General features: G+C 71.0%; 10 protein-coding genes. 7 read left to right on the forward strand and 3 right to left on the reverse strand.

Going from position 1 to position 12,709, the window contains the following annotated elements:
• Positions 1-41: 41 nt before the first annotated feature.
• Positions 42-1,052 carry a zinc-binding alcohol dehydrogenase family protein gene (locus AC1D2O_RS31175; protein WP_478092383.1) on the forward strand — a complete coding sequence of 337 codons (1,011 nt, stop codon included), beginning with the start codon at positions 42-44 and terminating at the stop codon, positions 1,050-1,052.
• A gap of 19 nt (positions 1,053-1,071) precedes the next feature.
• On the opposite strand, the gene AC1D2O_RS31180 is transcribed toward AC1D2O_RS31175, so the two are convergent.
• A complete protein-coding gene (locus AC1D2O_RS31180) occupies positions 1,072-2,412 on the reverse strand; it encodes a PQQ-dependent sugar dehydrogenase (protein ID WP_478092385.1) in 1,341 nt (446 codons plus the stop codon).
• A gap of 118 nt (positions 2,413-2,530) precedes the next feature.
• Here AC1D2O_RS31180 and AC1D2O_RS31185 point away from each other — a divergent pair, with 118 nt between their 5' ends.
• The 5 genes from AC1D2O_RS31185 to AC1D2O_RS31205 all read left to right on the forward strand — a co-directional run bounded on the left by AC1D2O_RS31185 (position 2,531) and on the right by AC1D2O_RS31205 (position 10,220).
• Positions 2,531-3,283: an alanyl-tRNA editing protein gene (locus AC1D2O_RS31185; RefSeq protein ID WP_478092386.1), complete on the forward strand. Its 753-nt coding sequence runs from the start codon at positions 2,531-2,533 to the stop codon at positions 3,281-3,283.
• A gap of 45 nt (positions 3,284-3,328) precedes the next feature.
• The gene (locus tag AC1D2O_RS31190; RefSeq protein ID WP_478158446.1) at positions 3,329-5,521 is read left to right on the forward strand and encodes a protein-disulfide reductase DsbD family protein; all 2,193 of its coding nucleotides are present in this window, start codon (positions 3,329-3,331) and stop codon (positions 5,519-5,521) included.
• Positions 5,522-5,833: 312 nt separating this feature from the next.
• On the forward strand, positions 5,834-6,523 hold the full coding sequence (locus tag AC1D2O_RS31195; RefSeq protein WP_478158447.1) for a redoxin domain-containing protein: 690 nt from the start codon (positions 5,834-5,836) through the stop codon (positions 6,521-6,523).
• A gap of 121 nt (positions 6,524-6,644) precedes the next feature.
• Positions 6,645-7,748, forward strand: a complete 1,104-nt coding sequence (hemE, locus tag AC1D2O_RS31200; RefSeq protein WP_478088935.1) for a uroporphyrinogen decarboxylase — start codon at positions 6,645-6,647, stop codon at positions 7,746-7,748.
• A gap of 372 nt (positions 7,749-8,120) precedes the next feature.
• The gene (locus AC1D2O_RS31205; RefSeq protein ID WP_478088934.1) at positions 8,121-10,220 is read left to right on the forward strand and encodes a primosomal protein N'; all 2,100 of its coding nucleotides are present in this window, start codon (positions 8,121-8,123) and stop codon (positions 10,218-10,220) included.
• A gap of 45 nt (positions 10,221-10,265) precedes the next feature.
• On the opposite strand, the gene AC1D2O_RS31210 is transcribed toward AC1D2O_RS31205, so the two are convergent.
• Positions 10,266-10,469 (reverse strand): hypothetical protein, encoded by a 204-nt coding sequence (locus tag AC1D2O_RS31210; RefSeq protein WP_478088932.1) that lies wholly within the window; start codon positions 10,467-10,469, stop codon positions 10,266-10,268.
• Positions 10,470-10,671: 202 nt separating this feature from the next.
• Here AC1D2O_RS31210 and AC1D2O_RS31215 point away from each other — a divergent pair, with 202 nt between their 5' ends.
• Positions 10,672-11,349 (forward strand): hypothetical protein, encoded by a 678-nt coding sequence (locus AC1D2O_RS31215; protein WP_478088931.1) that lies wholly within the window; start codon positions 10,672-10,674, stop codon positions 11,347-11,349.
• A gap of 234 nt (positions 11,350-11,583) precedes the next feature.
• On the opposite strand, the gene AC1D2O_RS31220 is transcribed toward AC1D2O_RS31215, so the two are convergent.
• Positions 11,584-12,618 (reverse strand): AEC family transporter, encoded by a 1,035-nt coding sequence (locus tag AC1D2O_RS31220; RefSeq protein ID WP_478088929.1) that lies wholly within the window; start codon positions 12,616-12,618, stop codon positions 11,584-11,586.
• Positions 12,619-12,709: the final 91 nt, after the last annotated feature.

The following is a 12,709-nucleotide window of genomic DNA, read 5'->3' on the forward strand; positions in this document are numbered from 1 at the left end:
CCACTCTACAGTCCCGGCATCGCAACGACCCAGGACGCCCCATGAAAGCCATCGGCTATCGCCAATCGCTCCCCATCGACAACCCCGCCGCGCTCGAAGACCTCGAGCTGCCGGATCCCACGCCGGGCGCCCGCGACCTGCTGGTGCGCGTGAAGGCGATTTCCGTCAACCCGGTCGACACCAAGGTGCGTCGCAACGCAGCGCCGGACGCCGGCCAGGCCAGGGTGCTGGGCTGGGACGCGGCCGGCACGGTCGAGGCGGTCGGCACGGCGGTCACGCGGTTCAAGCCCGGCGACCGGGTCTACTACGCCGGCTCGATCGTGCGGCCCGGCGCCAACAGCGAACTGCACGCGGTGGACGAGCGCATCGCGGCGCTGGCGCCCCGGAGCCTCGACGACGCCCAGGCCGCCGCGCTGCCGCTGACCACGATCACGGCCTATGAGCTGCTGTTCGACCGCCTGCGCGTGCCCCGGGACGGCGGCGCCGGCCAGACCCTGCTGATCGTCGGCGGCGCCGGCGGCGTCGGTTCGATCCTGATCCAGCTGGCGCGCCAGCTCACCCGGTTGCGCGTGATCGCCACCGCCTCGCGCGCCGAAACGCGCGCCTGGTGCCTCGCGCTCGGCGCCCACGCGGTGATCGACCACGCGAAGCCGCTGGCCGCGGAGCTGAAGGCCGCGGGCATCGGCGAGGTCGACAGCGTCGCCAGCCTGACGCAGACGGGCCAGCACTACGCCCAGATCATCGAGAGCCTCAAGCCCCAGGGCCAACTGGCGGTGATCGACGACATGCCGTCGCTCGACGCGATGGCGCTCAAGGGCAAGTGCATCTCGCTGCACTGGGAAATGATGTTCACGCGCTCGAAGTTCGAGACGCCCGACATGGCGCGCCAGGGCGAACTGCTCGCAGAAGTCGCGCAGCTGGTGGACGCCGGCCGCATCCGCACCACCGCCAACGCGGCCTTCGGCACCATCAATGCCGCCAACCTGCGCCGCGCCCACGCGCTGATCGAGAGCGGCAAGGCGCAGGGCAAGGTGGTTCTGGCAGGGTTCTGAGACCCGGCGGCGGCAATCGCTACTTCTTCCTGACTTTCCAGACGACGTTACCGACGTCGTCGGCCACCAGCAGGGCACCGCGCCTGTCGAGCGCCACGCCCACCGGCCGGCCCTGCGCCTCGTCGTCCGCGCTCAGGAAGCCGGTCAGGAAATCGACCGGCGGGCCGCTCGGCCGGCCGCCGATGAAGGGCACGAAGACCACCTTGTAGCCCGCGAGCGGCCTGCGGTTCCAGGAGCCGTGTTCGCCGATGAAGGCGCCGCTGGCGAATTCCGGCGGCATGCCGCGTGGATTCGAGAACGCGATGCCGAGCGGCGCGCGGTGCGAGCCCAGCGCGTAGTCCGGCACCACGGCCTTGGCGACCATGTCGGGGCGCTGCGGCTGCACGCGCGTGTCGACGTAGCCGCCGAAGTAGCTCCAGGGCCAGCCATAGAAGGCGCCGTCCTTGATCGAGGTCAGGTAGTCGGGAACCAGGTCGCTGCCGAGCTCGTCGCGCTCGTTGACCACGGCCCACAGCACGTTGGTGTCCGGCTCCCAGGCGAGCGCGGTCGGGTTGCGCAGCCCGCTCGCGAACAGGCGCTTCTCGCCGCTCTGGAGATCCACCTCCCAGATCGCGGCCCGCCCCGCCTCGACCTCGAGCCCGTTCTCTCCCACGTTGCTGTTGGAGCCGACGCTGACGTAGAGCTTGGTCCCCTCGCGGTTGGCGACGACGTGCTTGGTCCAGTGGTGATTGGGGTCCGCGGGCAGGTCGGTCACCTTCACCGGCGCCGCGGTGATGGTGGTCTGGCCCTCGACGTAGGGCACCTTGACCAGCGCGTCGGCATTGGCGATGAAGAGTTCGCTGCCGACCAGCACGACGCCGAACGGCGACACCAGGTCCTGCATGAACACCTGCCGCAGCTCGGCCACCCCGTCATTGTCGGCGTCGCGCAGCAGGGTGATGCGATTGGCGCTCTGCACGTCCGCGCCGGCGCGCTTCTGAACCAGGTCTGTGACCTTCCGCCGGATCTCGGCAACGAGGCCGCCGCCGTGGCCGTCCGCGGGCTTGGGCGGCTGGTTGCTCTCGACCGCCAGCACGTCGCCGTTGGGCAAGGCGTAGACCATGCGCGGATGGTCGAGCCCGCGGGCCAGCGCCGTCACCGCGAAGCCCTCGGGCGCGGTGGGGCCCGCGGTGTCGGTCCAGCCCACCGAGGGCGCGATGTTCACGGTGGGCAGCAGGGTGGGGTTCGGCGCCGGCAGCGTCGGCGTCGGGCCGGTTTCCGCTTCGGGCGGCAGCTTCGCCCTGTCGCCGCAGGCGGCCAGCAGCAGCACGGCGGCGATCGGCGCGAGCAGCCACCGCCGCGAGGAATGGGGCATCGTCATGGTGGAAGTCCTTTGGCGCATCGGTGAATGATGCCGGCGGCGCCGCGGCGCATTGTCGGCCACAGGCGCTTCCGAAGGTCGGCGCACCCCCGTCCGGCCGCACCGCTACCATCGAGCCATGACCGACGACCTGTTCCGTTCCGATGCCTACCTGCGCGAGTGCGAGGCCCTGGTGATGGGCGTCGACGAGGCCGGCATCCTGCTCGACCGCACGGTGTTCTATCCGATGGGCGGCGGCCAGGCCGGCGACAGCGGCCGGTTGCTGCTGGCCGACGGCCGCGAACTCGCCATCGCCGACACCCGCAAGGCCAAGGATGCCGAAGGCCGGCCGACCGACCGGATCCTCCACGTGCCCGCGCCCGGCCAGGAGGCGCTGGCGGCCGCGCTGCGGCCCGGCGACCGCGTGACCGCACGCATCGACTGGGAGCGCCGGCACCGGTTGATGCGCTTCCACACCGCGACCCACCTGCTGTGCCACCTGGTGCCGCAGCCGGTCAACGGCTGCTCGATCACGCCCGACTACGCGCGGCTCGACTTCCACATGACCGAGCCGCTCGACAAGGAGGCCCTGACGGCCGGCCTGGCGCGGCTGGTGGCTGCCGCCCACCCGCTGGCCGTCGGCGCGATCAGCGATGCCGAGCTCGACGCCAATCCGGCCCTGGTCAAGAGCATGAGCGTGCAGCCGCCGCGCGGCACGGGCACGGTCCGAACGATCCGCATCGGACCCGTGGGAGACGGCCAGGCGATCGATTTCCAGCCCTGCGGCGGCACGCATGTCGCGAACACGCGCGAGATCGGCGCCGTGGTGGTCACCAAGATCGAGAAGAAGAGCGCCAACAGCCGGCGCGTGGTGCTGGGGTGGGGCCCGTGAGCCGGCGCCGGAACTTCGCCGCGCCGGCCCGCTCCGACTGACGGCATGCCTCATCTTTCCCGCCTTCGTTTCGCGAGCTTTCTCTTCGCCGCCTTCGCAGTCTGCCTGCCAGCCGCGGCTCAGCTGACTTCCCGTATCGGCCCGGTGGTCACGACCCCGCACGTACGGGCCGAACTGGTCGCCCATGCGCCGGACGGCGTGGCCCCCGGTGCCCCGGTCTGGCTCGGCCTGCAGATCGTGCACCAGCCCGGCTGGCACACCTACTGGAAGAACGCGGGCGACTCCGGCCTGCCGACCGAACTGGCCTGGTCGCTCCCGGCGGGCGTCTCCCCCGGCGACATCGCCTGGCCGGTGCCGAGGAAGATCCGGATCGGCAACCTGGCCAATTTCGGCTACGAGGACGCGCTGCTGCTGCCGGTGCCGCTCACGGTGGCGCCCGATTTCAAGCCGCAGCCGGCCCTCGCGGGTGCCGCCCAGATCGACGTCAGGCTCAAGGCTTCCTGGCTGGTGTGCAGCAAGGAGTGCATACCCGAAGAAGGCGAGTTCCTGCTCAAGCTGCCGTTGCAGGGCTCGACGGCGCTTCACAAGGCGGAATTCGATGCCGCCTTCGCGGCGCAGCCGGCGCCGCTGGCCCGGCCGGGCCGGATCACGGTGGACGGCGACAAGCTGCAGGTCCGGCTCGAAGGCCTGCCCGCCGCCGCACAAGGCAGGACCCTCGAATTCTTCCCCGAAACCGCCGAAGTGATCCACTCCGCCGCCGTGCAGGGCAAGGACTGGACGCAGGCCTGGCAGGGCGAGGCCTGGACCGCCACCGTGCCGCTGGCGGCGCAGCGCAGCGCCAGCCCGGCGGTGATGCCGGTGGTGGTGACGCTCGCCGAGGCCGACCGGCAGGCCGGCCAGCCGATCGCCTGGCGCGCCGAGGCGCCGGTCGCCGGCGTCTGGCCGGCCACCGCGGCCCCGGCCCAGGTCTCGCCGGCCTTGCAGGCCGCGCTCGAAGCCAATGCCGCGGCGCCGCAGCCGCAGCCACAGGCCGCAGGCGGCTTCATCGTCGCCCTCCTGGGCGCGCTGATCGGCGGCCTGCTGCTGAACCTCATGCCCTGCGTGTTCCCGGTGCTCGCGATCAAGGTGCTCGGCTTCACGCGCCATGCCGACGACCGGCGCGCCCACCGACTGGCCGCACTGGCCTACACCGGCGGCGTGGTCCTGTCCTTCCTGGCGCTGGGTGGCGCGATGCTGGCGTTGCGCGCCGCCGGCGCGCAGCTCGGCTGGGGCTTCCAGCTGCAGTCGCCCGCCGTGGTGGCCGTCCTCGCGGCCCTGTTCACCCTGATCGGCCTCAACCTGGCCGGCCTGTTCGAGTTCGGCCGCATGGCGCCGGCGTCGCTCGGCGCCGTCCAGGCCCGCCATCCGCTGGCCAACGACTTCCTGTCGGGCGTGCTCGCAGTGGTGGTCGCCTCGCCCTGCACCGCGCCGTTCATGGGCGCCTCGCTGGGCTTCGCGATCGGCCTGCCCGCCAGCCAGGCCCTGCTGATGTTCGGCGTGCTCGGCTTCGGCCTCGCCCTGCCCTACCTGGCGGCCGGCTTCGTGCCGGCCGTGGCCCGCCTGCTGCCCAGGCCCGGCGCCTGGATGAACACCCTGCGCCGCCTGCTCGCGTTCCCGATGTTCGCCACGGTCGCCTGGCTGGTCTGGGTGCTGGGCCAGCAAAGCGGCATCGACGGCGCCGGCGCCCTGCTGGGCCTGCTCGTGTGCCTCGCCGCCATCGCCTGGGCGCTGACCCTGCGCGGCCGCACCCGGCTCGTGCTCACCGGCCTGACCGTGGCCCTGACCGCCGTGCTGGCGGGCGCCATCGGCGGCCATGTGGTGCGGCCGGCCGAGCCCGCAGCCAGCTCGGCCGCCGCGGGCCAGCGCTGGCAGCCCTGGTCGGCCGAACGCGCGCGCGAACTGGCGGCCGCCGGCCGGCCGGTGTTCGTGGATTTCACGGCCGCCTGGTGCGTGACCTGCCAGTACAACAAGCGCAGCACGCTGGACAGCGCCGAGGTGCTGGCCGATTTCGACGCCCGCCAGGTCGCGCTGCTGCGCGCCGACTGGACCCGGCGCGACCCGGCCATCACCGCGGCGCTGACCGCGCTCGGGCGCAGCGGGGTCCCGGTCTATGTCTTGCAAGCACCGGGAAAGCCGCCCGTGGTGCTGACGGAAATACTCGGCAAGGATGAACTGCGCGCCGCGCTCGCGGCGCTTTGACACCGGGCATCATTGGCTCCTTCGGGGGCCGCGGAGCGCCCCGGCGCCGGCCTTACTGGCCCCCCACGCTCCCTCACTGCGTGTGGTCGCTGCCCCCCAAGGGGGCCGCAGGCCGCCTTGGGGCGGCCCGGCGCCGGCCTTACTGGCCCCCCACGCTCCCTCACTGCGTGTGGTCGCTGCCCCCCAAAGGGGGCCGCAGGCCGCCTTGGGGCGGCCCGGCGCCGGCCTTAACGGGTTGTCACATGAACATGAGGAATCTGTTCTAAGCTGTCGCAGTTGTTGAGTATTTATCACCGGGAGTACAAGCTGACCATGTCATCGTCATCCTCCGCCTCGCGTTCCTACCGCGCCGCGCGCGATGCCCGCGCCGCCCTCAGCCGAGCCTCGCGGCGCGCCATCATGACGGCCGCCGTCGCACTTGGCGCCACCTTCCTGATGAACGCGCAAGCCGCCGCCGCGCCCGCCGTCGGCCAGCCCGCGCCCGATTTCGTCGCCGTCGACACCGCCGGCGCGCAGCACCGCCTGTCGGACTTCGCCGGCAAGTTCGTGGTGCTCGAATGGACCAATCCGGGCTGCCCCTTCGTCGGCAAGCACTACGGCAGCGGCAACATGCCCGCCACGCAGAAGGCCGCCACCGCCCAGGGCGTGGTCTGGCTGGCCATCAATTCGACCGAGCGCGGCGCCAGCGACTACCTGAAGCCGGCGGCGCTGGCCGCCTGGATGAAGGCGCAATCGGGCGCGCCGACGGCCGTGCTGATGGACGAAGACGGGGTCATCGGCCGCGCCTACGGGGCCCGCACGACGCCGCACATCTTCATCGTCGACCCCAAGGGCACGCTGGTCTATGCCGGCGGGATCGACAGCATCCCCTCGTCCCGCGCCGAGGACATCAAGACCGCCACCAACTACGTCAACCAGGCGCTCGGCGAAGCCTTCGGGGGCAAGGCGATCAGCGCCGCGGCCACCCGACCCTACGGCTGTTCCATCAAGTACAAGTCCTGACCGGACCCACGCTCCCCGAGGGGGCGGCCCGGCGCCGGCCCGAGCCGCCCGGCCGCTACGAAGGCGCATGCCAAAGCGCTGCTGTGCCAAGGTCATTCGACGCCCCTGCGACAATCGCAGGATGCCTTTCGCCCCCCTGAAGAACGACACGTTCCTGCGCGCCTGCTGGCGCCAGGCCACCGACCACACCCCCGTCTGGCTGATGCGCCAGGCCGGACGCTACCTGCCCGAGTACCTGGCCACCCGGGCCAAGGCCGGCAGCTTCATGGGCCTGGCCACCAACGTGGACTTCGCGACCGAGGTCACGCTGCAGCCGCTCGAGCGCTTCGCGCTCGATGCCGCGATCCTGTTCTCCGACATCCTGACGGTGCCCGACGCGATGGGGCTCGGCCTCTCGTTCGAGGCTGGCGAAGGCCCGCGATTCGCTCGGCCGGTGCGCGACGAGGCCTCGATCGCGGCCCTGGCCGTGCCCGACATGGACAAGCTGCGCTACGTCTTCGATGCCGTCACGTCGATCCGCCGCGCGCTCGCCGGCCGGGTGCCGCTGATCGGCTTCTCGGGCAGCCCGTGGACACTGGCCTGCTACATGGTCGAGGGCGCGGGGTCGAGCGACTACCGGCAGGTCAAGACACTGCTCTACAGCCGCCCCGACCTCATGCACCGGCTGCTGGCCGTCAACGCCGACGCCGTGGCCGCCTACCTCAACGCGCAGATCGACGCCGGCGCCCAGGCCGTGATGGTGTTCGACAGCTGGGGCGGCGTGCTGGCCGACGGCGCCTTCCAGGTCTTCAGCCTGGCCTACACGCAGCGCGTGCTGTCGCAGCTCAAGCGCGACGGCGCCGACGGCCGGCCGGTGCCGCGCATCGTGTTCACCAAGGGCGGCGGACTCTGGCTCGAAGAAATGCAGCCGCTCGACTGCGAGGTGCTGGGGCTGGACTGGACCGTCAACCTCGGACGCGCGCGCGCGCTGGTGGGTGAAGGCCCGGCGGGCAAGGCCCTGCAAGGCAACATCGACCCCAATGTGCTGTTCGCGCAGCCGCGCCAGATCGAAGAGGAAGTGGCCAAGGTGCTGCAGAGCTTTGGCCGCCCGCACACCGACCCGGACACCACCGGAGCGACGCACGTGTTCAACCTGGGCCATGGCATCAGCCAGTTCACCCCGCCCGACCACGTGGCGGCCCTCGTGAACGCGGTGCATGCGCAGTCCCGCCTGCTTCGTTCCTGAGCGCATTGTTATGACTTGTAAGCACCGGAGATCGACTGCCCGAGCGTTTGTCAAGCGCCAAAACGGTGAGGAGGGACTGACTTATGCACAAAACGGCTGCTGCGGTGCGCAAAAACATCTGACGCTCGATAAAGGCTGCTCCTAAAGCGATAGCGAAGCTAAGTCATTGATTCATATAGGTTTTGAACTTTGCTTTTTTTGCGTGCATTCCAGCCGAAGCCTTGATTTTCAAGGGCTGGCGACGAGTCGAGGCGGGATATCAACAAAGTTATCCACAGAAACTCTGGATGGACTGCAAAGCACTGAAAAATCAACAACTTAAGTCCATTTGCTCAAAGTCGCTTTAACAAACCCGCGCAGCGGGAACCCGCCTTGAACTGGTGCATCGACGTCGCCGTCCAGACCCCGGCGCACAGCGCACTAGGGGATGTACTTAGCTACAAAAGCCACGTCGCCCTGACTCCGGGGGCCCTCGTGCGGGTGCCGTTGGGCCGCCGCGAGGTGCTGGGCGTGGCCTGGGCGGTGCGCAGCCTGGAGGCCGACCCGCCTTCCCCGATGGAACTCAAGCCGGTCGCCGGCGCCCTGGACGCCTTGCCTGCGCTGGGCGAGGCCTGGCGCGACCTGGTGGCCTTCGCCGCGCGCTACTACCAGCGCTCGCTTGGCGAGATCGCGCTGGCGGCCCTGCCGCCGCAGTTGCGGGACCTGAGCGCGGTCCAGCTGGCACGGCGGCTCAAGCGCCAGGCCCCTGCGGCGCGCGCCGGCAACGCAGCGCCCGACGGCCCCGCGGTGGCGCTCACCGCCGAGCAGGCCGCCGCGCTGGCCCGCTTCGATGCCGAGCCCGGCCCCTTCCTGCTGTTCGGCAGCACCGGCAGCGGCAAGACCGAGGTCTACCTGCGCTGCGTGGCGACGCTGCTCGAGCGCGAGCCCGAGGCGCAGGCGCTGGTGATGGTGCCCGAGATCAACCTGACGCCGCAGCTGGAAGCCCGCTTCAAGGCGCGTTTCGGCGCCGACTCGGTGGTCTCGCTGCACAGCGGCATGACGAACCCGCAACGGCTCGCCAGCTGGCTGGCAGCGCACGGCGGCGCGGCGCGCATCGTGCTCGGCACCCGGATGGCGGTGTTCGCCTCGATGCCGGCGCTGCGGCTGATCGTGGTCGACGAGGAACACGACCCCAGCTACAAGCAGCAGGAAGGCGCACGCTACTCGGCCCGCGACCTGGCCGTCTGGCGCGGCCGGCGCGAGGGTGCCAAGGTGATCCTCGGCTCGGCGACGCCATCGCTCGAAAGCTGGCATCGCAGCCGGCCGGCCGAGGGCGAGGACGCCGGCGGCAACTACCTGCGGCTGGCAATGCCCTCGCGCGTCGGGGCCGGCGCGCTGCCGGCGGTGCGGCTGGTCGACATGAACCTGCAGCCGCCGAAGACCGTGCTGTCGGGCGCGCTGCTCGACGCCATCGGCCAGCGCATCGCGCGCGGCGAGCAGAGCATGGTGTTCCTGAACCGGCGCGGCTACGCACCGGTGCTGGCCTGTGGCGACTGCGGCTGGAAGAGCGAATGCCCGCATTGCAGCGCCTACCGCGTGTTCCACAAGATCGACCGCACGCTGCGCTGCCACCACTGCGGCTTCACCGAGCGCGTGCCTCGCGCCTGCCCGGCCTGCGGCAATCCCGACATCGCACCGGTCGGCCGGGGCACGGAGCGGCTCGAGGAGCACCTGGGCGAGCTGTTCGCCGCGGTCCGGCGGCCCGACGGCAGCGCGGTGCGCGTCGCCCGCATCGACGCCGACAGCACGCGCAAGCAGGGGGCGCTCGAGTCGCAGCTCGCCGCGGTGCACGCCGGCGAGGTCGACGTGCTGGTGGGCACGCAGATGATCGCCAAGGGCCACGACTTCCGCCGCATCACGCTGGTGTCGGCCATCAACCCCGATGGCGCCCTGTTCTCGAGCGACTTCCGCGCGCCCGAGCGGCTGTTCAGCCTCCTGATGCAGTCGGCCGGCCGGGCCGGACGCGATGCCGCCTACCTGACGGCGCAGGAGGCGACCGCCGAGATGTGGATCCAGACCCATCATCCGCAGCACCCGCTGTTCGCCGCGCTGCGGCGGCATGACTATGCCGCCTTCGCCCAGGGCGAACTGGAGGAGCGAGCGGCCGCCGGCATGCCGCCCTTCGCCTTCCAGGCGCTGCTCAGGGCCGACGCGCGCACGCAGGACGCGGCGCAGGCGTTCCTGAATGCCGCCAGTGCCGCGGCCGACGCGCTACCGGGCGCCGACCGGGTCACGCGCTACCCCGCGGTGCCGCTCGCGATCCAGCGGGTGGCCAATGTGGAGCGGGCGCAGATGCTGATCGAGAGCGGCTCGCGCGCCGCCCTGCAGCGGCTGCTGGCGGAATGGCAGCCGCTGCTGCACGCGCTGCGCCGCCAGCCCGAGGGCAAGGGCGTGATCCGCTGGCTGGTGGACGTCGATCCGCAGAGCATCTGACGCGAGCGGCGCGCCCATCGCGGAAACGCCGCGGAACCGGGAGCGCTACAGCAACCCGACCGGCTCCTTGCCCATTTCCACGTACTGGAGGCCGGATCGGCGGCGCCGGACAGCCCCTGGGACGAAGAGCAGCAGGCTCAGCACGGCCGCTGCCAAGGCAGCCCCGGTTCCGAGCGCCCCGCCGACCCACAGCCAGCCGACGACGGCCAGCCACACCATCCACAGCACCCCGCGTGTCAAAGTCGTCATGCCACTCTCCCGATGCAGGAGCCCACTTTAGCAGCGCTTCTGAATACAGAAGCATTAGCCAAAGGCAATAGTTCACGCAAACCCCTTCTTCGTGAGAAAAAAGCAAGAAATACTCTGCAACAACGGTTGACGAAGCGCCGGCTCGCTGCCCAAGCTATGGATGCGTCAGAACCCACTGCGGGGTTCTGCGAAAGGTCATCTCATGAAGACGCTTTCTAGGACTTTGTGGGGCCTGGGCCTTGCGATTGCTTGCCTGGCCACCGGCGCACCGGCGGCGGAGCTGGAGCTCGAAGGCAACCGGCTGCTGGTCAGCGGCATGCTCGATGGCAGCGCCCTCAAGGATTTCGAATCGCAGCTGGCCAGCGGCCAGGTGCGCACCGTGGTCTTCGAGAACGCGCTGGGCGGCTCGGCCGAGGTCGCCAAGGCGTATGCGCGTGCGATCCAGGCTTCTGGCGTCAACACCGAGGCCAAGGGCCAGTGCCAGGCAGCTTGCGCCTTCGCGTTCCTGGCCGGCAAGGAGCACCGTTTCGGGCGCGGCTTCCAGATCCACGCGCTGCTGATCCCGGTCGCCAGCCGGCCGCAGCCCGGCGAACTCGCGAGCCGCTGGCGGGGCGAGGATGGGGCGCATCGGACGCAGGCGGAGTTCAACCCGCCGGCCGGCGAGTCCGGCCCCGCCGCGATGCCGGCCCCGGCCTCCGGCGCACCTGCCGCGAAGGACACCTGGAACCCGAACCAGGGGGTTCTGTTCACCTCGACCCCCACGCTGTTCGGCCGGGTCCACAACACCTTCTATTGCGACGGCACGCAAGGGCGCGACCCGTCGCACTGCGAGCTGCTGTCCGATGCCGACCCCTACAAGCTCGGGGTCTTGACGCCCTAGCTCGCCCCCAGGTTGCCCCGCACTTCGTGTCGGGGCGCCCACCCCCTACCGGGGGCAACACCAGCGGCCCGGCGAAGCCGGTTCCGCGGTGTTTCACCAACGGGCCTGGCTGCGCCGGCCGGTGGATACTGGCGCTGGGTTCTTCTACGGCTGCGCGCAGCGCGCCGGTTCGTGGGCAGTCGCGGAACCGGCTTCGCCGGGCCGCTGACTGCGCCCCCGGTAGGGGGTGGGCGGCTACACGAAGTGAGCCAACCTGGGGGCGAGCGCGACCACCGGAAAGCTGAAAAACGCCGCCACCGTGCTCCACAGGATGATGCGGGCGATGCGGCCGTTGTCGGCGCCGAAGCGCTCGGCCAGCATCGACACGTTGCTGGCGCTGGGCAGCGCGGCCACCAGCACGATCGCCACCAGGGCCGGCGTTCCCAGCGGCAGGCCGAGCGCCATGGCGCCGCGGGCGACGCCGTAGACCAGCAAGGGATGCGCGATCAGCTTGATCGCGACCACCGGCAGCACATCGGCGAGCCGCGCCTGCGGCGGCGACCCGGGCCCGCCGGCCGCACTGCCCAGGGCCTGCGCGACGACCGCGCTGGCGCGGTGCTCGCGCGCCAGCAGCGCCGAGCGCGCCAGCACCGCGCCGATCGTGAACAGCGCCACCGGCGAAGCCGCCTCGGCCAGCATCGCAACCGTGCGGTCGACCGGGCCCGGGAGCGCCAGCCGCGTCGCCGAGGCCAGCACGCCCAGCAGGATCGACCACGGCATCGGGTTCAGCAGGATGCCGCGCAGCGCCTGCCGCGCCGCCTTGGCGGCCCCATGCTCGTCGGCGCCGTCGAGCCGCGACAGCGCGATGCACAGCGACGAGGTGACGATCATGTCGAACGCGATGGTGATGATGGTGGGCGAGGCCGCCTGGGCGCCGAGGATCGCCACCAGCAGCGGCACGCCCATGAAGCCGGTGTTCGGGAAGGCCGCCACCAGCGCACCGAATGCAGCGTCGTTCCAGCCAATGCGCCCGTTGCGGCTCAGGGCCACCGTGGCGCCGACCACGATCAACGCGCTCAGGCCCCACACCAGCGCCACGCCGCCGTCCAGCAACTGGCCGATCGGCGCATTGGCACCGAAGCGGAACAGCATGCACGGCAACGCGAAATAAAGGACGAAGGCGTTCAGCCCCGGAATCGACGACAGCGGCAACAGGCCGCCGCGCGCGGCCGCATAGCCGGCGGCGATCAAGGCAAAGAAGGGAACAGTAACCAAAAATATCTGCAGCACGCAGCCCATTGTGCTTGGGCTCCGGCGCCGGCTTCGGCCGAAGCCCTAGCACATCCGCCCGGCCGAGCCGCCGCGAAGGCCCCCGTATCAT

The organism is Variovorax sp. P1_G12, assembly GCF_056405555.1.

Coding starts and splice junctions, on each gene's coding strand:
- AC1D2O_RS31195 (WP_478158447.1), top strand. CDS start 5,834: ATGTCATCGTCATCCTCCGCCTCGCGTTCCTACCGCGCCGCGCGCGAT.
- AC1D2O_RS31210 (WP_478088932.1), bottom strand. CDS start 10,469: ATGACGACTTTGACACGCGGGGTGCTGTGGATGGTGTGGCTGGCCGTC.
- AC1D2O_RS31190 (WP_478158446.1), top strand. CDS start 3,329: ATGCCTCATCTTTCCCGCCTTCGTTTCGCGAGCTTTCTCTTCGCCGCC.
- AC1D2O_RS31175 (WP_478092383.1), top strand. CDS start 42: ATGAAAGCCATCGGCTATCGCCAATCGCTCCCCATCGACAACCCCGCC.
- hemE (WP_478088935.1), top strand. CDS start 6,645: ATGCCTTTCGCCCCCCTGAAGAACGACACGTTCCTGCGCGCCTGCTGG.
- AC1D2O_RS31180 (WP_478092385.1), bottom strand. CDS start 2,412: ATGACGATGCCCCATTCCTCGCGGCGGTGGCTGCTCGCGCCGATCGCC.
- AC1D2O_RS31185 (WP_478092386.1), top strand. CDS start 2,531: ATGACCGACGACCTGTTCCGTTCCGATGCCTACCTGCGCGAGTGCGAG.
- AC1D2O_RS31215 (WP_478088931.1), top strand. CDS start 10,672: ATGAAGACGCTTTCTAGGACTTTGTGGGGCCTGGGCCTTGCGATTGCT.